This window comes from Actinoplanes subglobosus, from assembly GCF_042650585.1.
In the GTDB taxonomy this organism is placed as follows: domain Bacteria; phylum Actinomycetota; class Actinomycetes; order Mycobacteriales; family Micromonosporaceae; genus Actinoplanes; species Actinoplanes subglobosus.
In genome coordinates, this window is sequence record NZ_JBHSBL010000006.1 from 568,010 (window position 1) to 586,283 (window position 18,274).

At 72.5% G+C, this 18,274-nt stretch carries 21 protein-coding genes and 1 pseudogene; 14 read left to right on the forward strand and 8 right to left on the reverse strand.

From position 1 onward, the window contains the following. Positions 1–12 precede the first annotated feature (12 nt). A complete protein-coding gene (locus ACFO0C_RS08740; RefSeq protein WP_378066040.1) occupies positions 13–2,310 on the reverse strand; it encodes a putative bifunctional diguanylate cyclase/phosphodiesterase in 2,298 nt (765 codons plus the stop codon). A 134-nt stretch (positions 2,311–2,444) separates the two neighbouring features. Here ACFO0C_RS08740 and ACFO0C_RS08745 point away from each other — a divergent pair, with 134 nt between their 5' ends. The 3 genes from ACFO0C_RS08745 to ACFO0C_RS08755 are packed head-to-tail and all read left to right on the forward strand — an operon-like array spanning position 2,445 to position 4,265. Further along, on the forward strand, positions 2,445–2,669 hold the full coding sequence (locus ACFO0C_RS08745) for a hypothetical protein (protein ID WP_378066041.1): 225 nt from the start codon (positions 2,445–2,447) through the stop codon (positions 2,667–2,669). Positions 2,670–2,719: 50 nt separating this feature from the next. Beyond that, on the forward strand, positions 2,720–3,436 hold the full coding sequence (locus ACFO0C_RS08750; RefSeq protein ID WP_378066042.1) for a histidine phosphatase family protein: 717 nt from the start codon (positions 2,720–2,722) through the stop codon (positions 3,434–3,436). Further along, on the forward strand, positions 3,420–4,265 hold the full coding sequence (locus ACFO0C_RS08755; protein ID WP_378066043.1) for an NAD(P)H-hydrate dehydratase: 846 nt from the start codon (positions 3,420–3,422) through the stop codon (positions 4,263–4,265). The genes ACFO0C_RS08750 and ACFO0C_RS08755 overlap by 17 nt, the downstream gene beginning before the upstream one ends. 16 nt (positions 4,266–4,281) lie before the next feature. Here ACFO0C_RS08755 and ACFO0C_RS08760 read toward each other — a convergent pair whose 3' ends face one another. Together ACFO0C_RS08760 and ACFO0C_RS08765 are read right to left on the reverse strand one after the other, a co-directional pair. Next, positions 4,282–5,670, reverse strand: coding sequence for a diguanylate cyclase domain-containing protein (locus ACFO0C_RS08760; protein WP_378066044.1), 1,389 nt, complete (start codon positions 5,668–5,670; stop codon positions 4,282–4,284). A gap of 39 nt (positions 5,671–5,709) precedes the next feature. Continuing rightward, on the reverse strand, positions 5,710–6,735 hold the full coding sequence (locus tag ACFO0C_RS08765; protein ID WP_378066045.1) for a hypothetical protein: 1,026 nt from the start codon (positions 6,733–6,735) through the stop codon (positions 5,710–5,712). Positions 6,736–6,939: 204 nt separating this feature from the next. On the opposite strand from ACFO0C_RS08765, the gene ACFO0C_RS08770 reads away from it, so the two are divergent. Next, positions 6,940–7,848, forward strand: a complete 909-nt coding sequence (locus ACFO0C_RS08770; RefSeq protein WP_378066046.1) for an extracellular catalytic domain type 1 short-chain-length polyhydroxyalkanoate depolymerase — start codon at positions 6,940–6,942, stop codon at positions 7,846–7,848. Positions 7,849–7,859: 11 nt separating this feature from the next. Here the strand turns inward: ACFO0C_RS08770 and ACFO0C_RS08775 are convergent, their stop codons facing one another. After that, complete coding sequence (locus ACFO0C_RS08775) at positions 7,860–8,381, reverse strand: hypothetical protein (protein ID WP_378066047.1); 522 nt, start codon at positions 8,379–8,381, stop codon at positions 7,860–7,862. Positions 8,382–8,482: 101 nt separating this feature from the next. On the opposite strand from ACFO0C_RS08775, the gene ACFO0C_RS08780 reads away from it, so the two are divergent. From ACFO0C_RS08780 to ACFO0C_RS08790, 3 genes and pseudogenes are all read left to right on the forward strand, one after another. Beyond that, complete coding sequence (locus ACFO0C_RS08780) at positions 8,483–8,947, forward strand: ricin-type beta-trefoil lectin domain protein (RefSeq protein ID WP_378066048.1); 465 nt, start codon at positions 8,483–8,485, stop codon at positions 8,945–8,947. A 55-nt stretch (positions 8,948–9,002) separates the two neighbouring features. Beyond that, the gene (locus ACFO0C_RS08785) at positions 9,003–9,440 is read left to right on the forward strand and encodes an HIT family protein (protein ID WP_378066049.1); all 438 of its coding nucleotides are present in this window, start codon (positions 9,003–9,005) and stop codon (positions 9,438–9,440) included. 166 nt (positions 9,441–9,606) lie between these two features. Continuing rightward, a pseudogene (locus tag ACFO0C_RS08790) lies at positions 9,607–11,791 on the forward strand (HelD family protein). A gap of 20 nt (positions 11,792–11,811) precedes the next feature. On the opposite strand, the gene ACFO0C_RS08795 reads toward ACFO0C_RS08790, so the two are convergent. From ACFO0C_RS08795 to ACFO0C_RS08805, 3 genes are read right to left on the reverse strand one after another with little or no spacing between them, the layout of a single operon-like run. Beyond that, positions 11,812–12,408, reverse strand: a complete 597-nt coding sequence (locus tag ACFO0C_RS08795; protein ID WP_378066050.1) for a DNA-3-methyladenine glycosylase — start codon at positions 12,406–12,408, stop codon at positions 11,812–11,814. A 2-nt stretch (positions 12,409–12,410) separates the two neighbouring features. Further along, positions 12,411–12,758, reverse strand: a complete 348-nt coding sequence (locus ACFO0C_RS08800) for a hypothetical protein (protein ID WP_378066051.1) — start codon at positions 12,756–12,758, stop codon at positions 12,411–12,413. Positions 12,759–12,799: 41 nt separating this feature from the next. Then, positions 12,800–13,282 (reverse strand): MarR family winged helix-turn-helix transcriptional regulator, encoded by a 483-nt coding sequence (locus ACFO0C_RS08805; RefSeq protein WP_378066052.1) that lies wholly within the window; start codon positions 13,280–13,282, stop codon positions 12,800–12,802. Between the two features lie 94 nt (positions 13,283–13,376). On the opposite strand from ACFO0C_RS08805, the gene ACFO0C_RS08810 reads away from it, so the two are divergent. Both ACFO0C_RS08810 and ACFO0C_RS08815 read left to right on the forward strand, forming a co-directional pair. Then, entirely contained in the window at positions 13,377–13,751 is a 375-nt protein-coding gene (locus ACFO0C_RS08810; protein WP_378066053.1) for a DoxX family protein, read from the forward strand. Between the two features lie 81 nt (positions 13,752–13,832). Beyond that, on the forward strand, positions 13,833–14,672 hold the full coding sequence (locus ACFO0C_RS08815; RefSeq protein WP_378066054.1) for a hypothetical protein: 840 nt from the start codon (positions 13,833–13,835) through the stop codon (positions 14,670–14,672). 4 nt (positions 14,673–14,676) lie between these two features. On the opposite strand, the gene ACFO0C_RS08820 is transcribed toward ACFO0C_RS08815, so the two are convergent. Next, the gene (locus ACFO0C_RS08820) at positions 14,677–14,925 is read right to left on the reverse strand and encodes a hypothetical protein (protein WP_378066055.1); all 249 of its coding nucleotides are present in this window, start codon (positions 14,923–14,925) and stop codon (positions 14,677–14,679) included. Positions 14,926–15,107: 182 nt separating this feature from the next. Between ACFO0C_RS08820 and ACFO0C_RS08825 the strand changes: the two genes are divergently transcribed. The 5 genes from ACFO0C_RS08825 to ACFO0C_RS08845 all read left to right on the forward strand — a co-directional run bounded on the left by ACFO0C_RS08825 (position 15,108) and on the right by ACFO0C_RS08845 (position 18,265). Then, the gene (locus ACFO0C_RS08825) at positions 15,108–15,980 is read left to right on the forward strand and encodes a helix-turn-helix domain-containing protein (protein WP_378066056.1); all 873 of its coding nucleotides are present in this window, start codon (positions 15,108–15,110) and stop codon (positions 15,978–15,980) included. After that, positions 15,973–16,176 carry a DUF397 domain-containing protein gene (locus tag ACFO0C_RS08830; RefSeq protein WP_378066057.1) on the forward strand — a complete coding sequence of 68 codons (204 nt, stop codon included), beginning with the start codon at positions 15,973–15,975 and terminating at the stop codon, positions 16,174–16,176. The genes ACFO0C_RS08825 and ACFO0C_RS08830 overlap by 8 nt, the downstream gene beginning before the upstream one ends. A gap of 109 nt (positions 16,177–16,285) precedes the next feature. Then, on the forward strand, positions 16,286–17,065 hold the full coding sequence (locus ACFO0C_RS08835) for a CAP domain-containing protein (protein WP_378066058.1): 780 nt from the start codon (positions 16,286–16,288) through the stop codon (positions 17,063–17,065). A 67-nt stretch (positions 17,066–17,132) separates the two neighbouring features. Continuing rightward, positions 17,133–17,678 (forward strand): type II toxin-antitoxin system PemK/MazF family toxin, encoded by a 546-nt coding sequence (locus tag ACFO0C_RS08840; RefSeq protein ID WP_378066085.1) that lies wholly within the window; start codon positions 17,133–17,135, stop codon positions 17,676–17,678. A 20-nt stretch (positions 17,679–17,698) separates the two neighbouring features. Next, the gene (locus tag ACFO0C_RS08845; RefSeq protein ID WP_378066059.1) at positions 17,699–18,265 is read left to right on the forward strand and encodes a hypothetical protein; all 567 of its coding nucleotides are present in this window, start codon (positions 17,699–17,701) and stop codon (positions 18,263–18,265) included. The last annotated feature ends 9 nt before the right edge of the window (positions 18,266–18,274 follow it).

Consider the following 18,274-nt stretch of genomic DNA (forward strand, 5'->3'; position numbering starts at 1 on the left):
CCCCTGGAGCCATTACATCCTGAGATAAGGCGAAAAATCCTCCTGAGCGGCGATCAGCAGCTCGACGTCGTCGGCATGCATCGGCTTCGCGAAGTGGTATCCCTGCGCGAACCGGTACCCGGCCCGGTGCAGCCGCTCGGCCTGCTCCGCCGTCTCCACCCCCTCGGCGACCGCCTGCATCCGCAGCCCCTCGGTGATCCCGATCAGGCTGTCCACGATCACCGCCTGGGGGCTGTCGGAGGTCACCCCGTCGACGAACGACTTGTCCACCTTCAGCCAGCCCACCGGGCAGTCCACCAGCAGGCTCAGCGACGACTGCCCGGTGCCGAAGTCGTCCAGCGCGATGGTCAGCCCCTGCGCGGCCAGCTCCCGTACCGCCTGCAGGGCCGTTCCGGTGCCGAGCACCGCGGTTTCGGTGACCTCCACGGTGATCCGGGAGGGCGCGACGCCGGCCCCCGACAGCAGCGCCGCCGTCTCCGCCGGGAAGCCGGGTTCCCCCAGTTGCCGGGCCGACACGTTGACGCTCACCTTGTCCGGCGCGGCCGGGCCGAGCTCGCGCTCCCACCGGGCGGCCTGCGCGACGGCGTTCTCCAGGACCCAGCGGCCCAGCTCGACGATGTGACCGTTGCGCTCGGCCAGCGGGACGAACACCCCCGGCGGGACCAGCCCGTGCTCCGGGTGCCGCCAGCGGACCAGCGCCTCCACCCCGGTCAGCCGGCCGTGCGGCAGCTCCACGATCGGCTGGTAGACCAGGAACAGCTGGTCCCGCACGAGAGCCTGGCGCAGGTCGGCGGCGAGGCGCGCGTCGTCGTCGGCGAGCCGGTCCATGATCGGATCGAACCAGGTCCACCGGCCGCCGCCGGCCGCCTTGGCCGCGTACATCGCCACGTCGGCGCGGCGCAGCAGCTCCCCGGCGGTGTCGTCGGGCCGGCTCGCGGTGACCCCGACGCTGATCCGTGGCGCCATCTCGCGCCCGTCGGCCAGCACCGGCGCCTGCACCTCGGCGAGCAGTCCGTGCAGCAGCAGGTCGGTGTCGGCCTCGGTCGTCCCGGGCAGCAGCAGGGTGAACTCGTCGCCACCCAGCCGGGCCACGGTGTCCTCCGGGCGCAGCCGGTCCCGCAGGCGGCCGCTGATCGCCTGCAGCAGCGCGTCGCCGGTGTTGTGGCCGTACCTGTCGTTGACCACCTTGAAGTCGTCGAGGTCGAGCAGCGCCACCACGAACGGCTCGCCGCTCTCCAGCCGGGCGGCCAGCTCCCCGGTGTACGCCGACCGGCTGCGGATGCCGGTGAGCGAGTCGTGCGTCACCTGATGGTCGAGCTGCTTCAGGCTGGCGTCGACGGTGTCCAGCAGCTGGGCGTTCTCCCGGAGCATGGTGAGCTGCCGCAGCACCACGAGCACGGTGACCGCGGTGGCGGCGATCGCCATCCAGGCCTCCTGCCCGCTCTGCGGGATCTCCACCTGGAGCACCGCGACATAGAGCAGAGCGATCGCGAGGTACGGCACCAGGCTGTACCGCCGCGACCCGGAGCGGACCACCGGTCGCACCCCGGCCCGACGCCGCTGCCGACGGGCCGCCAGGAACGCCGTGAGCTGCGACATCGGGAACGCCACGAGACCGGTCGCCAGGTAGGGCCGGTCGACGATGAACGGCGCGACCACCCCGGTGGCCGCCGACAGCGCGACCCCGGCCGACAGGATGTGCAGGGCACCCCGGTCCAGACGCCCGGCCCCGGCGAACGCCACCTTCACGAAGGTGATCAACGAGACCACCGAGACCACGATGATCGCGACGACCGAGCGCGGGGTGGCGTTCGGCGAGGCGGAGAAGTCGATACGGCTCAGCGACCAGTGCCAGACCAGCACCCCGGCGGTGAGCACGACGATGCCGGTGTCCAGGCCGAAGCGGATCCAGTCGCCACGACTGCGCTGCCAGGTGGGCAGCCGCAGCAACGCCCACAGGACGGTCAGCACCCCACCACCGAAGAGCAGCTGGGTGCGGATGCTGATCAGCTGGGACAGGACCGGGCCGCCGAGAGCGTCGTACATGGCGCTGAACGTGGACGGGGCGAGGATGGCGCATGCGATGCCGAGCCGGCCCCAGAACCGGCGAGTGGGCAGGTCGAGGTCCGTGCAGCGGGCGGTCCGGAAACACTCGTAGGTGGCCAGGAGCGACAGCACCGGCAGAGTGAGCCAGGCGACCACCGGGTGGCTCCACGCGTGCCAGAGCCCGATGACGAACCACGCCTGGACGAAGGTGAACAGGACCAGGACGGCGGCGAGCGGCGTATCGAGTCGGCGGAGCACGTGCATGGTCGATTCATCGGACCGAAAGGGCCGGGGTGTAGGAATTACCGCCGGTCCCCTCAGGGTCATCGACTTGCGGCCGATCAGGACCGTTCGAACGGTGGCCTCTTCCGGCCACCCCTGCCCGGAGGTGACCGCTGGTGGATCCACTGCTGCTGCTCCTGCGTGAAGAGATGTCCCGCAAGCTGTCGGAGGCGGCCGGAACCATGGCCGCGACCATGGAGGTGCTGACCGCGACCCGTGCCATCGCCGGCGACGTGCGCGGCACCGAGTCGCTGCGCGCCGCCATCGAGCAGCTCGGCGACACCCGCGACCACCTGCTGAACCAGGCACGCACCCTGGAGGCGTTCGCACCCCGCCGCTGACCCGCTGCCTGGCCGGGATTGCGGTGGCCCGGCCGGGGTAAGGGCCGGGGATGGAGCATCTGCACTGGCTCGCGGTCGTGCGGCACGGCCTCAGCACCGGCAACGTCACCGCGCAGGACGCCGAGACCTCCGGCGCGGAGCTGATCGACATCCCGGAGCGGGACGCCGATGTGCCACTCGCGCCGGCCGGCCGGGAGCAGGCCGAGGCCGTCGGCCGCTTCCTGGCCGGGAACCCGCCGGACCTGGCGGTGGTGTCGCCCTATCTGCGGACCCGGCAGACCGCGGAGATCGCTCTCGGCGCGAGCGGTGTCCCGGTCGTCGTCGACGAGCGTCTGCGCGACCGTGAACTCGGCGTACTCGATCTGCTGACCGCCCGCGGGGTGCGGTCCCGGCTGCCGGACGAGGCCCGGCGACGGGAGCGGCTCGGAAAGTTCTACTACCGGCCGCCGGGCGGTGAGTCCTGGGCAGACGTGCTGTTGCGGCTGCGTGCCCTGCTGCGGGAGATTCGGGAGGACCACCCCGGCGGCCGGGTCGTCCTGTTCGCCCACGAGGCGACCGTGCTGATGGTCCGCTACCTGGCCGAGGGCCTGAGCGAGGCCGAGCTGATGGATCTGGCCCGCGGCACCGCGATCGCGAACTGCTCGATCAGCACCTGGTGCGGCGACGGCGGCCGCCTGGAACCGGACCGGTTCAACGCCGTCGATCACCTGCACCGGCACGACGCGCCGCCGACCCGGCAGGAGGACGTCAATGCCGAGCCGGTCTGACGAGAGGGTCATCACGCCGCGCCTGTTGCGTGACTGGGCGCTGCCGAACCCGGCCGGGGACAAGACGTCCCGCGGCACCGTCCTGGTGGTCGGTGGCGCCCGCTGCACTCCGGGGGCCGTTCTGCTGGCCGGTGTCGCGGCGATGCGGGCGGGTGCCGGCCGGCTCCAGCTGGCGGTCGCCGAGGAGTCGGCCGTACCGCTGAGCATCAGCGTCCCGGAGGCCAAGGTCGTCGGTCTGACGCCGGACGGCATCCCCTCCGACGAGGTGCTGGAGCTCGCCGCCGAGGCTGACGTGATCGCCCTCGGGCCCGGCCTCGACGACGTCGACCGGACCATCCGGCTGATGAAGGCGGTCCTCGGCGTGGCGGGGGCGCACGCCGCACTGGTCCTCGACGCGTACGCCCTCGGCGCCCTCAGCAAGGACCCCGGCCTGCTCAGCCGGCCCCGCGCGGTGCTCACCCCCAACCTGGTCGAGGCGGGCCATCTGCTGGGCCGCGAGCCGGATGACGATCTCGCCTCGGCCGCCCACGAGCTGGCCGCCCGACATGACGCGGTGGTCTCCCTCTACGGGCACATCGCCGCGCCGGACGGGTCGTGCTGGCGGGAGGAGAGCGGCGACGCCGGCCTCGGTACCTCGGGAAGCGGCGACGTCCGCGCGGGCATCGTGGCCGGATTGCTGGCCCGGGGCGCCGAGCCGGCTCAGGCCGCCTGCTGGGCGGCGTTCGCCCACGCGGTCAGCGGACAGCGGCTGGCGCCCCGATACGGCCGGATCGGCTTCCTGGCCAGGGAACTCGTCGACGAGGTGGCACACACGATCGCCTCGGTCTGAGCCGGGCCGGGGCGGATCAGGCGAAGACCGAGACGCAGCTCTTGCCGGCGGTCTTGGCCGCGTACATGGCGGTGTCCGCGTCCTGCATCAGCGCGTCGATGTCCGCCTGGTCGCGCCACACCGCCACCCCGACGCTGCCGCGTGGTGCCAGCTCCACCCCGGAGACCATCAGCGGCTCCTGAAGGGCGACGAGCAGCCGCTCCGCGACCACCACCGCGTCGTCCGGCGAGTCCATGCCGTCGAGCAGCACCGCGAACTCGTCGCCACCGAGCCGGGCCGCCGTGTCCGCGCCCCGGATGCCGTCGCGCAGCCGCTGTGCGACGGCTACCAGCAGCTGGTCGCCGGCGGCGTGGCCGTAGGTGTCGTTGACCGCCTTGAACCCGTCCAGGTCGATCAGCAGCAACGCCACCGGGCTGCCCCGGCGGGCCCGCGCGAGTGCCTGTTCCAGGTGGTCACGCAGCAGCGTCCGGTTGGCCAGCCCGGTCAGGTTGTCGTGGAACGCCTGGTGACGCAGGTCGGCGGCGTGCTCGGCGTTGCGCAGGCCGAGGACCGTCTGCGCGGCCAGCGTCTCCAGGCTCGGCATCACGTCCGCGGGGACGGGCAGGTCGCCGCCGACCATCAGGGTGCCGTAGAGCTGCTTGTCGCTGCGCAGCGTCAGGGACACCCGTACCGATGAGATGTCACCGGCCAGAAGCGCCGCCGGCACCGGGCCGGCGACCGTGCTCACCGCCTCGCCCTCCGGGGTGTTACGGGTGACCGCCGCCCAGCCGCCCGCCAGACCGCCGAGCAGTTCCTCCGCGGCCTCGGCCGCGTGCCGGCCGATCGCCTCCGCGTCGGAGGTGGTGACCAGCGTCGACCCGAGCCGGGCGAAGACCCGCTCCCGGGCCGCGGCCTGTTCCTGCCGCCGGGTGCTCTCGGCGACCGCCGCGGTGAACAGCGCCAGCGGCGGCACCCCGGCCGTCTGCTGGAGGAAGACGCCGAGCTGGTGCGGCTCGGACAGCGCGATCGCGCCCGCCGCCGCGGCGAACAGCGACACCGTCATCAGCAGCGCGTGCCGCCAGGTGCCGTAGAGGCCGCGGAACGAGACGGCGGAGAACAGAAGTCCGAGAGTGATCAGCCAGTTGTGCGAGCCGAAGCCGAACAGGCCGAGCGCGAGACCCTCGACCGGCGCCGCCCACATCGGGAACGCGTTGCGCCGGTAGCCGCGCAGCCACCACCAGCCCAGCCCGAGCACCGCGACGACCGCGGCGAACCGCCACGGCAGCGGGGCCGCGTCGCCCTCCAGGGTGCGCGGCACCGCGGTGACCACGTTGAACAGGATGAAGATCAGGAAGAGCCAGCGGATGCGAGCGCCGAGTTGCCGCGGCGGTGCCATCCGGCGAAGCCAAGCCGGTGCCCGTGTCATGGCCGCATGATCGGTCGGATCGACGGTCACCTTACCGGTTCAGCTCTCGAACGACGCCCAGTCCAGACCGAGCTTGCGCAGCCGCCGCAGGGCGGCCGGGTCACGGGCCCCGACATAGACCTCGAACCAGTCGGCGTCGTCCTCACCGACCAGCGCCACCGTGTCCGGACCGGCGTAGATCCGCGACCGCGCGCACGGCCAGCGCAACGGCCGCAACGGCACCCGTTTCAGCGGCGCGACGATCCGCCGGGCCTGCGCCCGGTCGGCGAAGGCCATGCCACCCGGTGCGAGACCCTCCGGCGGCCGGTCCATCGCCACCCGGGTCAGGGCGAGGAGCAGGAGGTACGCCGAGAGCCGCTCCCGCTCCCGCAGAGGCTGGTCACTCAGCCCCCGGTAGAAGACGTGCGGATCGTCCGCCCCCGGCTCCAGCAGCAGCTCGAACGTGCCGTCCCCGGACTCGCCGAACACCGGCGGATCCCCGGCCGGCCGCTCGTGGACCTGCAGTGACCCGCCGTACAGCCCGGCATGCCCGCCGGCCAGCCGGTGGAACGCGCGCAACGGCTCCGGCTGCCCGTCCACCGGCACCGGCACCTCGGCCGGGTCGTCGCCGTACCAGTCGGCGACGAACCCCTCCAGGGCCTTGACCGGGTCCTCGGGCAGCAGGTCCAGCCACTCGGCACCGGCCGCCGTGTCCGACGCCCCGGCGACCGCCAGCAGATGCTCCGGCATCGGCGTGTCCAGCCGCAGGTCCAGCCGTTTCAGCACGCCCCGCCGGCGGGCCGCCTCGGTGAGCCGGGCCGTGCCGAGCGCCAGGCACCCCTTCGGCAGCCGGGCGAACGCGTGCAGCGCCGGCCCGTCGCCGCCGGTCAGGCGGCCCTCGACCAGGCGCGGGAACGGACCGTCGACCCGTAGGTCCTCGGCGTTGCGCAGGCCGGTGGCGATCACGACGGTGCCGTCCGGCCCGGCCGCGAAGACGGCGTCCGCCGTCTCGTGCACCCGGGCGCCCCGGCCGGCCACGGCCAGCGCGGCGTCCTCGGCGACGACGGACCAGAGGCGGATCTCCACCGGCCCACCGTAGATCCCGGTCGCCAGCAGTGGGCCGGGCATCACAGGCCGGGTCCGCCGGCCGGGATCGTGCGCGCGGGTGGCATCCCCCTCGGCGGCCACCCGCGCGCGCGAGACTCCGACGGTATCCGGTGCCGACGGGTTCTGCCCTGCGTCGAACCCCGCCCTTACCGGATCCGTACACGGCCGGGCGACGATGCGGTCATGCCCCGGCTGCTGCCTCTCGTGCTCACCCTGTTGTTCCTGCTGCCCGCGGGATGCACCCGCGACGACACCGCCATCGAGCCCGGGAGCACCGCGCACAGCCTGGGTGAACGGACCTTCCGCACCTACCGCCCGGCGGATCTGCCGGACAGGCCGGTGCCGCTGGTGCTGGTGCTGCACGGCGGGGCCGGCTCCGGGGCCCAGGCCGAGCGGGCGTACGGCTGGAACGCCGCCGCCGACCGCGACGGATTCGTGGTCGCCTACCCCGACGGGGTGAACCGCTCGTGGAACGCCGGGCCCGGCTGCTGCGGCCCGGCCACCCGGGACGGTGTCGACGACGTCGCCTTCCTGACCGGCGTGGTGGCGGCCGTGTCCCGGGGAGCGTCGATCGACGGGTCCCGCGTCCGGGTCACCGGCATGTCCAACGGGGCGATGATGGCGTACCGGCTGGCCTGCGACAGCACGCTCTTCGACGCGATCGCCCCGGTCGCCGGGACCGTGATCGGTGACTGCCCGCACCCCGCGCCGGTCTCGGTCCTGCACGTGCACGGCACCGCCGACGAGAGCGTCCCCTGGGCCGGTGGTCCCGGCAAACGGGACAACGGTGGCACCGGGCGGGTCCCGATCCGCATCGACGGCCCGCCGATCATCGACGTGGTCGCCTCGTGGCGGGCCGCGGCCAACTGCGCGGAACCGGCCGAGACCGTCGACGGCACGGTGACGACGTCGATCGCCGGCTGCCCCGGCGGGCGTACGGTCGAACTGATCAGCGTCGACGGCGCCGGTCACCAGTGGCCCGGCGCCACCCCGGCGAACGCGGCCGTCACCGAAAGGCTCGGCCTCGACGCGCCGTCCACCGCCCTCGACGCGACAGCGGTGATCGCGACGTTCTTCACCGCGGTGCCCTGACCGCCCGAGGCTCAGACCGGATGTTCCTCGTGGTCGGTGGCCCGCGCCGCGCACAGGAAGGCGCCGCCCACCGCGAACGCCCCCAGCACACCGAGCGAGATCTGCGTCTCGTGGTCGATCTGCCGGTCGTAGGCGGCCTTGTCGACGACGACCTCCCGATCGTGGTCGACGAGCAGGTATTCGGCGCCGCGCCGCTGCGGGGTGCCCTCCAGCGCGGTGAACGCGAGCACCAGCGACAGCCAGAACCCGAAGAACACCAGCGCCGCCACGACCGCGGCCCACACCGGCACGTGCGGCGGCACCCACGACGCGAGACTCCACAGTCGCCGCGGCCGGCGGGTCTGATAGCCGCGCCGGTTGGCGAGGATCCCCGCCGCGAACCCGGGCACGGTCAGGATCGCCGCGAACCCCACGGCGATCGGCGTGATCACCGGCCGCACCGCGAACGCGTACGCGACGATGAGCGCGGCGGCCCACACCACACCGGCCCCGCACACCAGACTCAACCCCAACAGGCCCCGACGTGTGAACATCACCGTCGACGCTAATGTCCTTCTTGCCCCTCCGGGGTGGTTTTGCAACTATTCTCCGGGAACCGTCTGCGCGGCGGCTGCCCACTCCCTAGCATCGGGAGATGCTGACCAGCCGAGTTCTGCTCGTCGCGGCGGCCCTTCTGCTCGCCGCCCCCACCGTCCCCGCGGTCGCGGTGCCCGTCCCGCCGCCGCTGCACCAGGGGTGGATCGTCACCGAGCAGTCGCCGTACCGCTGCCTGACCGGTGGCGCCGCCGGAGCCCTGCTGCACACGCAGACCTGCGACCGGGCCAACAAGGACCAGGACTTCTACCAGACCAGTGAGGGTCATTTCACCCAGGGCGAGAACTGCGTCCAGCCGAACAGCACCGGCTCCCGGGTCGTCGTGTCGCGCTGCACCTACCAGGCGAACCAGAACTGGTGGTACACCACCACCCTCCAGGCCGGCGACCAGCAGGGGCGTTGCCTCACGGAGCTGTCGGTCGACGCGTCCGGTGTGGGCAAGGTCCGCCTGCGCGCCTGCAACGGCACCGCCGCCCAGCGGTGGCGGTCAGTGAACCCCTGGTAGCCGGCCGCACAAGTGAGGGGCGCCAAGGGGATCGAGGATCGTTTATGGTTCTGGGGTGGCGGCGGAGGGTGCGGACGACGACGGTTGCCGCTGGTGCGGTGATCGCCGGGACGAGACCGAGCTGGGTCTGCGGGTCTGGTCGGGGCGGGTCACCGACACCTACTTCGCGCGGCGGGCGTTCGTCCGTGGGTACGCGGTGGTCGTCTGGCGTGGCCGGCATGTGGTCGAGCCGATCGAGCTGAGCCCCGTCGAGTCCGATCTCTATCACCGCGAGGTCCTGACCGTGGCCCGGGCGATCCGTGACTGCTTCCGCCCGCCGAAGATCGACTACCTGACCCTGGGTGACCGCGGGTCGCACCTGCACACCCATGTGACGGCCCGCTATCCCGACGATGCCGGCGCCGACGGGCCCCTACCCGTGCACGAGCCGCCGCTGCTGATCGAGGAGGACTGGCGCACCGACGCGGCGGCCCTGAGAGTCCTGCTGACCTGAAGGGTTGCTCCGCGTGTACGCTGGAGCCTTCGCACGTCCAAATTTTGACGTGCGGCAGAAGGTTCCAGGATCAGATTACGGGTTGGGGGCGCGTGTGTCAAGTCTGTCAAGCGTTTCGGGGACGGATTCCTCCGCGGCGTTCGCCGAGGAACAGGACTACGTCACGATGCTCTACGCCCGGCTCGACGAGATGCGGGAACGGGCCCGCGACCAGCTGACCGGCACGTGGCGGCAGTCCGGCGGCACACCGGAGGCCCGGTCACGGCGGGACGCGGCCGCGCAGGGGTACGCCGACCGCCTGGCCCGCTACGACGCGGTCGAGCCGGGACTGTGCTTCGGCCGGCTGGACCCCCGCGACGGCGGCCCGCTGCACATCGGCCGGATCGGCATCCACGACGTCGAGGAGCCGCTGCTCGTCGACTGGCGGGCGCCGGCGGCCCGCCCGTTCTACGTGGCGACGGCCGTCACCTCGTACGGGATCGCCCGCCGCCGTCACATCCGTACCCGTGACCGCACCGTCGTCGATCTCGACGACGAGGTCCTGGCCGCCGACGTCGCCGCGGCCGCCGGGGACGGGCCGCTGGTCGGTGAGGCCGCGCTGCTCGCCGCCCTGGACGCGCAGCGCACCGGCCGGATGCGGGACATCGTGGCGACGATCCAGTCCGAGCAGGACCGGGTGATCCGGTCGGCGGACGGCGGGGTGCTCGTGGTGCAGGGCGGCCCGGGCACCGGCAAGACGGCAGTGGCCCTGCACCGGGCGGCCTACCTGCTCTACACCCATCGGGAGCGGCTCGGTTCCCGGGGTGTGCTGATCGTCGGCCCGAACCCGACGTTCCTGCGCTACATCTCGCAGGTGCTGCCGTCGCTGGCGGAGACCGGGGTGCTGCTGGCGACACCGGGCGACCTGTTCCCGGGAGTGACCGCGACCGCTCCGGAGCCGCCGGTGACCGCCGAGATCAAGGGGCGGTCCGAGATGGTGGAGTTCCTGATCGCCGGGGTGGCCGCCCGGCAGCGTGTACCGGAGTCGCCGATCGGGATCGAGGTGGACCGGCACTCGCTGCGGCTGGACCGGTACGACTGCGAGCCGGTGCGCCGCCGGGCCCGGGAGTCGGGGCTGCCGCACAACCTGGCCCGCCCGATCTTCGTGGCCGGGGTGCTGGACGTGCTGGCCCGGCAGCTGGCCGAGCGGATCGGCGCCGACCCGTTCTGGGACGACCCGCTCGGGGCGGACGACGCGCTGGCGACCCCGAACGTGCTGGACGACGCCGACGTCGCCGACATCCGCGCCGACCTGGCGGTGCTGCCGCGGGTGCGGGCGGTGCTGGACGAACTGTGGCCGGTGCTCACGCCGGAACGGTTCCTCGACGACCTGTGGGCGACGACGGAACGGACCGGGCTGCGCCGGGCGCCGGGATCGGCCTGGACGGCGTCGGACGTGCCGCTGCTGGACGAGGCGGCCGAGCTGCTCGGTGCGGACGACACGGAGCGGCGCGCCCGTACGGCCCGGGACCTGCGGCGACGGCTCGACTACGCGCAGGGTGTCCTGGACATCTCGGCCGGGTCCCGGTCGTACGAGGCGGAGGACGACGTAGAGGCGGAGATCCCGAACGCCGCGGACGTGATGGAGGCGGCCGTGCTCGCCGAACGCTACGCCGACCGGGACTCACGGTCGGGCGCCNNNGCCGCCCGCCGAGCGTGCGGCGGTGGACCGGAAGTGGGCGTTCGGGCACGTGATCGTGGACGAGGCGCAGGAGTTGAGCCCGATGGCGTGGCGGATGCTGATGCGGCGGTGCCCGAGCCGGTCCATGACGATCGTCGGTGACCTGGCACAGACCGGGGCGCGGGGCGGTGCCGACACGTGGGCGGAGGTGCTCTCGCCGTACGTCGCCGATCGCTGGCGTCTCGCGGCGCTGACCGTGAGTTATCGGACCCCGGCCGAGATCATGGCGTATGCCGGACGTCTGCTCGCCGACGCCGACCCGCCGATCGACCTGCCGCATCCGGTCCGCTCCGTGGGCGCCGAGCCTCGCGAGGTGACCGGCGACGCGAACGCCCTGGCCACAGTGGTGGCGGAGACTCCGGGGAGTCTCGCGGTGATCGTCCCGGAGAGCCGCCTGGCCGAGGTGGCCGCCGCCCTGCCCGATCTCGGTCCGGACCTCGACGAGCCGGCCGTGCTGCTGACCGTCACCCAGAGCAAGGGTCTCGAGTTCGACGCCGTGCTCCTGGTCGACCCGGAGCTGATCCGGTCGGAGTCCCCGCGCGGCGTCAACGACCTCTACGTCGCCCTGACCCGCGCGACCCAGCGGCTCACGGTCTTCCGGCTGGCTCCACCGGTGTCTCGGCGTCCGTGAGTCAGCGGTGACGGCCGGGCTCAGCGGGCCCGGGGCGTGTGCCGGCGGTAGGCGCTGACCGTCGGGTCGCCGGTGGTCCAGAAGCGCCACGGCACGTCGTGCGCCGAGGTCACGCCGACGCGCGGCCCCGCCGACACCGGTCCCGCCGGCCCGTCCGGCGGGATCAGCGTGGCCGGTCCGCCGCCGAGCACCGGGGTGTCGTTGGCCTCCCGGTTCAGGGCGAGGACCTGCATGAGTTTGGCCGGCCCGGCCGCGAGGTCGGTGTCGCGGCGGGCGGCGGGCCGGCGTTCCCGGGCGAGGGCGATCCCGTCGACGACGGCGCCGGCGCGCAGCAGCACCGCCGCGGCCCGGCCGGTCTCACCGCAGACGACGTTGGCGCAGAAGTGCATGCCGTAGATCTGGTAGACGTACAGCCGGCCGGCCGGGCCGAACATGACCCGGTTGCGGTCGGTGACGCCGCGGTGCGCGTGGCTGGCCGGGTCCTCGCCGAGCCCGCTGTACGCCTCCACCTCGGTCAGCCGCACGGTCACCCCGTTGGCGGTCAGGCGCCAGCCGAGCAGCATGCGCGCCGCCTCGTCGACACGCGACGCCGGCAGGTCCAGCCAGGGGATCGGCACGGTCAGCCGTGCACCCGCTGGTTCCACCGGTCGGCCTGGCGCTGGGCCTCGGCGCGGCTCGGCCAGAGCGCCGGTGACCGGTTGGCGGCGGGCCGCTCGATGGCGCGCAGCACGGCGCGGTTGTAGACCATCCGCACCCGGAAACGGGCGAGGTGCCGGCGGGGGATCGCGATCCGGATGAGACGCCGGTCCCGGCCGTGATGGTGCCCCACGGCGAGCAACCGGTCGCCGTCGCCGGCCGGACGGGGCGGGAGCACCCACAGCCGGGCACGAGGGTTGAAGTGTTTGATGCCGGCGACGTCTGCCACGACGCACCAGCCCAGCGCTTCGGCTTCGGTCTCCGTCGACATGGGCTAGATGATCTCCGCAGGTCAGCGGGGTGGCAATAGGTCTATCGGGTGGGACAGGAACCGCCCGGGTCGGTGGCGCCGAGGATGCGGCGGCCGATCTCCTGGAGCTGGCGGACCTGGGCCTTGGTGAGCGTATCGAAGACGAGGGCCCGCACGTTGCCGACGTGGCCGGGCGCGCTGGCGACGATCTTGCTCCAGCCCTCCTCGGTGAGGGTGGCGAGGGTGTAGCGGCCGTCGGTCGGGTCGGGGGAGCGGGCCACCCAGCCGCGTTTCTCCAGCCGGCCGACGGCCTGGGAGAGCCGGGCCAGGGAACCCTCGGCCAGGATCGCGAGGGAGCTCATCCGCAGGGTCCGGCCGGGTGCCTCGGAGAGGCCGGCGAGGATCCCGTACTCGAAGTGGCTGATGCCCTCGTCCCGCATCAACTGCGCGTCGAGGGCGGTGGGCAGGCGCATCAGGACGCCCATCAGGGTCATCCAGGCGGCGCGCTCTTCACTGGTCAGCCAGCGTGGCTCAGGTGTCTCCACGACCGCATCCTACCCGCCCCGATCACTTGCATGTTTAACTCAACCGGCCTACCGTTCGCTCAAGCGTTTAACTGAACCAGTGATTTGAGGGATAATGAACATCGTCCTGTGGGTCATCGCGGGTCTGCTCGCCGCCGCTTTCCTGGGTGCCGGCGTGATGAAGCTGAGCCAGTCGAAGGAGAAGCTGGCGGCCTCCGGCATGGCCTGGACCGAGGACTTCAGCGCGGGTGCGGTCAAGGCGATCGGCGCGGCCGAGCTGCTGGGTGCGATCGGGCTGATCCTCCCGGCCCTCCTCGACATCGCCCCGGTTCTGGTCCCGCTCGCCGCCACCGGCCTGGCGGTGACCATGATCGGCGCGGTCGTGGTGCACGTCCGGCGCGGCGAGACGCAGGCGATCGCCCCGAGTGCGGTGCTGTTCGTGCTCTCCGCCGTCGTCGCCTGGGGGCGATTCGGCCCCTACGCCTTCTGAAGAGGCCTATCGCATCGATATAGTTCGTCGCCTTGGGGCGCAGGCGCGTGGGAGCGCGGGGCGTGGGGCGGGGAGTGGATCATGCGGCAGGCAGGGGAGACACCGGATCCGCCGGGCGAGGCGGGGCTCGGCGCGCGGCTGGTCGCGCTCGGCGGGCTGGAGCTGGGGGAGTTCGACGCCGTCCCGTCCGGCCCCGTCGCCGCCTCCGCTCCGGCTGACGCGCCCGTCGTCCGTACCGCGCGGGACGAGCGAGTGGCGCGGCGCCGGACCCTCCTGATCTCGGTGGGGGTCGCGGTGGCGGTGCTGGGTTTCTTCGGCACCGCCGCCTACCTGTTCGTCAACGTCGGCGGCACGTCGCCGGCGGCCCTGCCGCCGCCTCCCCGCAAGCCCTACCCGAGCGTCCCGGTCCCGGTCGCGGTCGGTCCGCAGGCCATCAACCAGGGGGTACGCGCGGACGACGACCTGCACCTGGTGTGCCAGGACTGGTACTACCCGTCGGCCCCAAGGTTCCGTGGCGGCTCCCCGCATCCGATTCTGATCAGTGAGGACGGCGGCACCGACGTCGACTACCGGACGACCCGCACGCTGAACCAGGCGGCTTTCGCGGGCTCCGCCACCCAGCGCCGGGCGTGGGCGCCGGAGCCGTCGCGGGCGCAGTTGGTCGCCTGCCTGGACCTGACCGGCCCGGGCCGGTCGATCCGGGACTGCAAATCGGGCCCGAAGGTGCTGCCGCTGGTCGAGGGCAGGTACCGGGTGACCGTCTACGAGGTGGCCACCCACCGCAAGATCGCCGAGAAGGCGCTGACCGGTGCCGACCGGGCATGTCCGTTCGTGATCCTGAACAGCGCCGGCGACACGCTCTACAGCAGCGTCAAGGACCAGCAGCTGTACGACGTGTTGCACCGGCACGTCGAGGACTGAGGTCTCAGCGGGTGCGGTCGGCCCAGCCGAGGAACCGTTCGTAGAGGTCGGCCGGTGGGCCCCCGCTGCCGGCGGCGAGATCGTCGATCGCCTCGAGCATGCAGGAGCCGAGGAAGACCGAGAGGCCGTGCGGGAAGTTCTGGTACTGCTCGGCCAGCTCGACCTTGGCGGTGGCGCACGGCCACGGCTGACCGCAGACCCGGCAGTCCCAGGACGGGCGCTCGCCGACGTGTTCGGTCCGCGGAACAAGCATGTAACCCTCACCATGTGCGATTCGACGACTACACATCGGAGCCTCGCGTGCCTTAGGCTCGGTCTCAAGCCGGTACGGCGAGAATCTCAGAAATGGATTCCCGCTGTCTCACGCGAGGCGTTCCGATCGTCTCGTTCGAGACAACCGGACACCAGGCACTGGCCCCAGGGGGACGACCGAAGATGAACGAGACGGGCTCGACCGTGCCGCGCCGGCAGGTCGGCCGGCTGCTGCGCCAGCTGCGCGAGCAGGCCGGCATCTCCCTGATGGCCGCCGCCGGTGAGCTGGAGTTCTCCCGCGCCCGGATGTACCGGATCGAGAACGGTGAGGTCCCGGTCCGCAAGCACGACGTGATCGCCATGTGCGGCGTCTACCAGGCTCCCGGCCACATGACCGAGGTGCTCATCGGACTGGCCGCCGAGTCCAAGGCGAAAGGCTGGTGGCATGCGTACGGCGACGTCGTCCCCGCCTGGTTCGAGCTCTACGTCGGCATGGAGCAGGCCGCCTCCCACCTGCGTTCCTACGCGCCCGGCGTGATCCCCGGACTGCTGCAGACCAGGGAGTACGCGGAGGCCGTGTTCCGCAGCTGGCACGCCGACGAGGAGTCGGTGGGCAGCGCCGTGGCCGTCCGGCTGGAACGCCAGTCGCTGCTCAGCCGCCGGCTGCCGGAGGCGCCCCGCCTCGACGTGATCGTCGACGAGGGTGTGCTGCGCCGCGCCATCCCGGACACCCTCGGCATGCAGAAACAGCTGGCCCACCTGGTCAACATGTCGACCCGGCACAACATCGGGGTCAGGGTGATCCCGTTCGCCGCCGGCCCGCACAAGGCGGCCAGCTCCGGGCAGTTCACCGTGCTCGACTTCCCGGCCGTCGGCACGGCGTCACCCGAACCCACGACCATCTACTGCGAGAACCTCACCGGCGCTCTCTACCTGGATAAGCTCGCGGAGGTGGAGACGTATGAGTCGATCTGGGGCGAGCTCGGAGCGGTCGCGCTCGGCCAGGCCGACTCCGACGACCTGATCCGCACGATCATCGAGGAGAGCGATGGCTGACCTGACGGGTGCCGTCTGGCACAAGAGCACTCGCAGCGGTGGCAACGGCGGCGACTGCGTCGAGGTGGCCGCCAACCTTCCGGGCATCGTGGCGATCCGTGACACCAAGGACCCCGGCGGCGCCACCCTCGTCTTCCGCCGCGCCGAGTGGGACGCGTTCCTGACCGGCGTCCGTGCCGGTGAGTTCGACCTTTAGAAGTCGGTGAGCCGTTCCTTAAGGAATCCTTTCCGGAGCTGCCGGCAGCCGGACCCTCGCTCATAGTGATGGGGCGTCGTCCTGCCCCTGCTCACCGAGGTGAATATCCGTGTCGCTCTCCGCCGCTGCCCGTTTCCGTTACACCCTGGCAGCGGGGTCGACAGCCGTCGTCATCGGCGCCGGATTCATGATGGTGGGCCTCAACCGGGGCGGCTCCGAGACCCCCGCGCCCACCTCGGTCAACGCCCCGCTCGCCGCCGCAGCGTCCCCCGGCGGCGAGACCGCGGAGGACCTGCTGGCCGACCCCGCGGCCACGGGTACGACCGGATCCCCCGCTGCGAGCGCGTCGCCGTCGCCGTCGAAGCCGGCCAGTCCCAAGCCCACGGCCAAGAAGACGACGAAGCCCCCGGCCACCAAGGAGGCGACGGCCGGCACCGCCGCCAACAAGACGACAGCGCCGGTCACCTCCGGCACGGTCGCCGAGCAGGTGCTCGCCCACATCAACGCGGCGCGGGTCGACGAAGGGCTCAAGGAGCTCACCCTCGACACGAACCTGTCCAAGGCCGCGGCCCTGCACACCCAGCTGATGATCGACGGGTGCGGGCTGTCCCACAAGTGCTCTGGTGAGGCCGAGCTCGGCGACCGGTTCAGCGCGCAGGACGTGTCCTGGCGCGCCGCGGGCGAGAACATCGGCTACGGCTCGAGCGGCAGCAGCGACGCGGCGAAGGTGCAGGCGGCCAACGGCCTGACCGACTCGATGCTGGCCGAGGTGCCGCCGAACGACGGGCACCGCAAGAACCTGCTGAGCCCGAACTTCACCAAGATCGGGTTGAGCATCGTCCGGGACTCCAAGGGCATCACCTGGATGACCCAGGACTTCGTCGGCTGAACCGGCTAGGGGATCTTGGCCCTGTCGGGGCGGGCGGATCGGCCCGTAGGGTGGCCCGGTGCTCGAAATGTTGAAAGCCTTCCTCCGGCGTCTTCTCGGACAACCGGAACGGCCCGCCCCGCCCGCGCCGCGGCCGAGCGCTCCGGCCGTACCGCCGGCGAAGACCGCTCCTCCCCGCAAGCCGGCGCCGGCTCCGAAACCCGCGGCTCCGAAGCCGGCCGCGGTCAAGCGGGCCGTTCCCGAACAGGGCCGTCACCTCGCGTATGCGCCCAACCTGGACGGTGACGCCGACCCCGGCGAGATCGTCTGGACCTGGGTGCCCTACGAGGACGATCCGGCACAGGGCAAGGACCGGCCGGTGCTGGTGGTGGGCCGGGACGCCCGGACACTGCTCGGCCTGATGCTCTCCAGCCAGAGCGAGCGCGACGGCCAGCGGCACTGGCTGGCGCTGGGCCCCGGCGAGTGGGACCGGGACTCGCGTCCGAGCTGGATCCGCCTGGACCGGGTCATCGAGGTCGACGAGGACGGCATCCGCCGGGAGGGCGCGATCCTGGACCGTCCCCGGTTCGACCGGGTCGCGGCGATCCTGCGCCGCACCTACGGCTGGCCGTAGGGGCCGGATAGCGTTGGGTCATGGATGACGTCATGACCGGTTTCGGTGGCAAGCAGGCGTGGCTGGCGGTGTCCGGTGACGACCCGGGCGCGGTGCTCAAGGCGCTCGGGCTGCGTGACCTGGGGACCGCGCCGTGGCGCGACGGGGTGGACCTGGCCCACCTCACCGACGACCGGATCGCGGTCACGCCGCCGCTGCCCGGCGTCCGGGGGCCGTGGGTGCTGGCCGTCGGCCGCGCGCTGATGACCCCCGGGCCCGATGTGGTGTCGCTCTCCGCGGAGCTCGGCACCGAGGTGCAGTTCTTCGCCACCCACCGCGTCACCGAGCTGCACCGGTGGCAGCGCGCCGACTCCGGTGACCTGCTGCGAACGTTCGGTTATGTGGGTCAGACCGGTGAGGTCACGTCCTGGTTCGGTGAGCCGGACGCGGCCGAGCGTGACGCGGGCCTGCCCGCCGTGTTCGACGAGGAGACGTCGGTGCTGGTCGCCGAGCGTGATGTGTTCCGGGTGGCCGGCGCCTGGAGCATCGATCCGACCATGTTGTCCGGGCTCGCGCCCGGCCCGCTGCGCATCGGCGCGACGGACTGAGGAGAGGCA

Bases quoted from the DNA above. Each gene is read 5' to 3' on its own strand.
- ACFO0C_RS08845 (WP_378066059.1), top strand. From the start codon at position 17,699: ATGGATGACGTCATGACCGGTTTCGGTGGCAAGCAGGCGTGGCTGGCG.
- ACFO0C_RS08755 (WP_378066043.1), top strand. From the start codon at position 3,420: ATGCCGAGCCGGTCTGACGAGAGGGTCATCACGCCGCGCCTGTTGCGT.
- ACFO0C_RS08840 (WP_378066085.1), top strand. From the start codon at position 17,133: ATGTTGAAAGCCTTCCTCCGGCGTCTTCTCGGACAACCGGAACGGCCC.
- ACFO0C_RS08775 (WP_378066047.1), bottom strand. From the start codon at position 8,381: ATGTTCACACGTCGGGGCCTGTTGGGGTTGAGTCTGGTGTGCGGGGCC.
- ACFO0C_RS08820 (WP_378066055.1), bottom strand. From the start codon at position 14,925: ATGCTTGTTCCGCGGACCGAACACGTCGGCGAGCGCCCGTCCTGGGAC.
- ACFO0C_RS08750 (WP_378066042.1), top strand. From the start codon at position 2,720: ATGGAGCATCTGCACTGGCTCGCGGTCGTGCGGCACGGCCTCAGCACC.
- ACFO0C_RS08760 (WP_378066044.1), bottom strand. From the start codon at position 5,670: ATGACACGGGCACCGGCTTGGCTTCGCCGGATGGCACCGCCGCGGCAA.
- ACFO0C_RS08830 (WP_378066057.1), top strand. From the start codon at position 15,973: ATGGCTGACCTGACGGGTGCCGTCTGGCACAAGAGCACTCGCAGCGGT.
- ACFO0C_RS08770 (WP_378066046.1), top strand. From the start codon at position 6,940: ATGCCCCGGCTGCTGCCTCTCGTGCTCACCCTGTTGTTCCTGCTGCCC.
- ACFO0C_RS08800 (WP_378066051.1), bottom strand. From the start codon at position 12,758: ATGTCGACGGAGACCGAAGCCGAAGCGCTGGGCTGGTGCGTCGTGGCA.
- ACFO0C_RS08780 (WP_378066048.1), top strand. From the start codon at position 8,483: ATGCTGACCAGCCGAGTTCTGCTCGTCGCGGCGGCCCTTCTGCTCGCC.
- ACFO0C_RS08825 (WP_378066056.1), top strand. From the start codon at position 15,108: ATGAACGAGACGGGCTCGACCGTGCCGCGCCGGCAGGTCGGCCGGCTG.
- ACFO0C_RS08810 (WP_378066053.1), top strand. From the start codon at position 13,377: ATGAACATCGTCCTGTGGGTCATCGCGGGTCTGCTCGCCGCCGCTTTC.
- ACFO0C_RS08815 (WP_378066054.1), top strand. From the start codon at position 13,833: ATGCGGCAGGCAGGGGAGACACCGGATCCGCCGGGCGAGGCGGGGCTC.
- ACFO0C_RS08740 (WP_378066040.1), bottom strand. From the start codon at position 2,310: ATGCACGTGCTCCGCCGACTCGATACGCCGCTCGCCGCCGTCCTGGTC.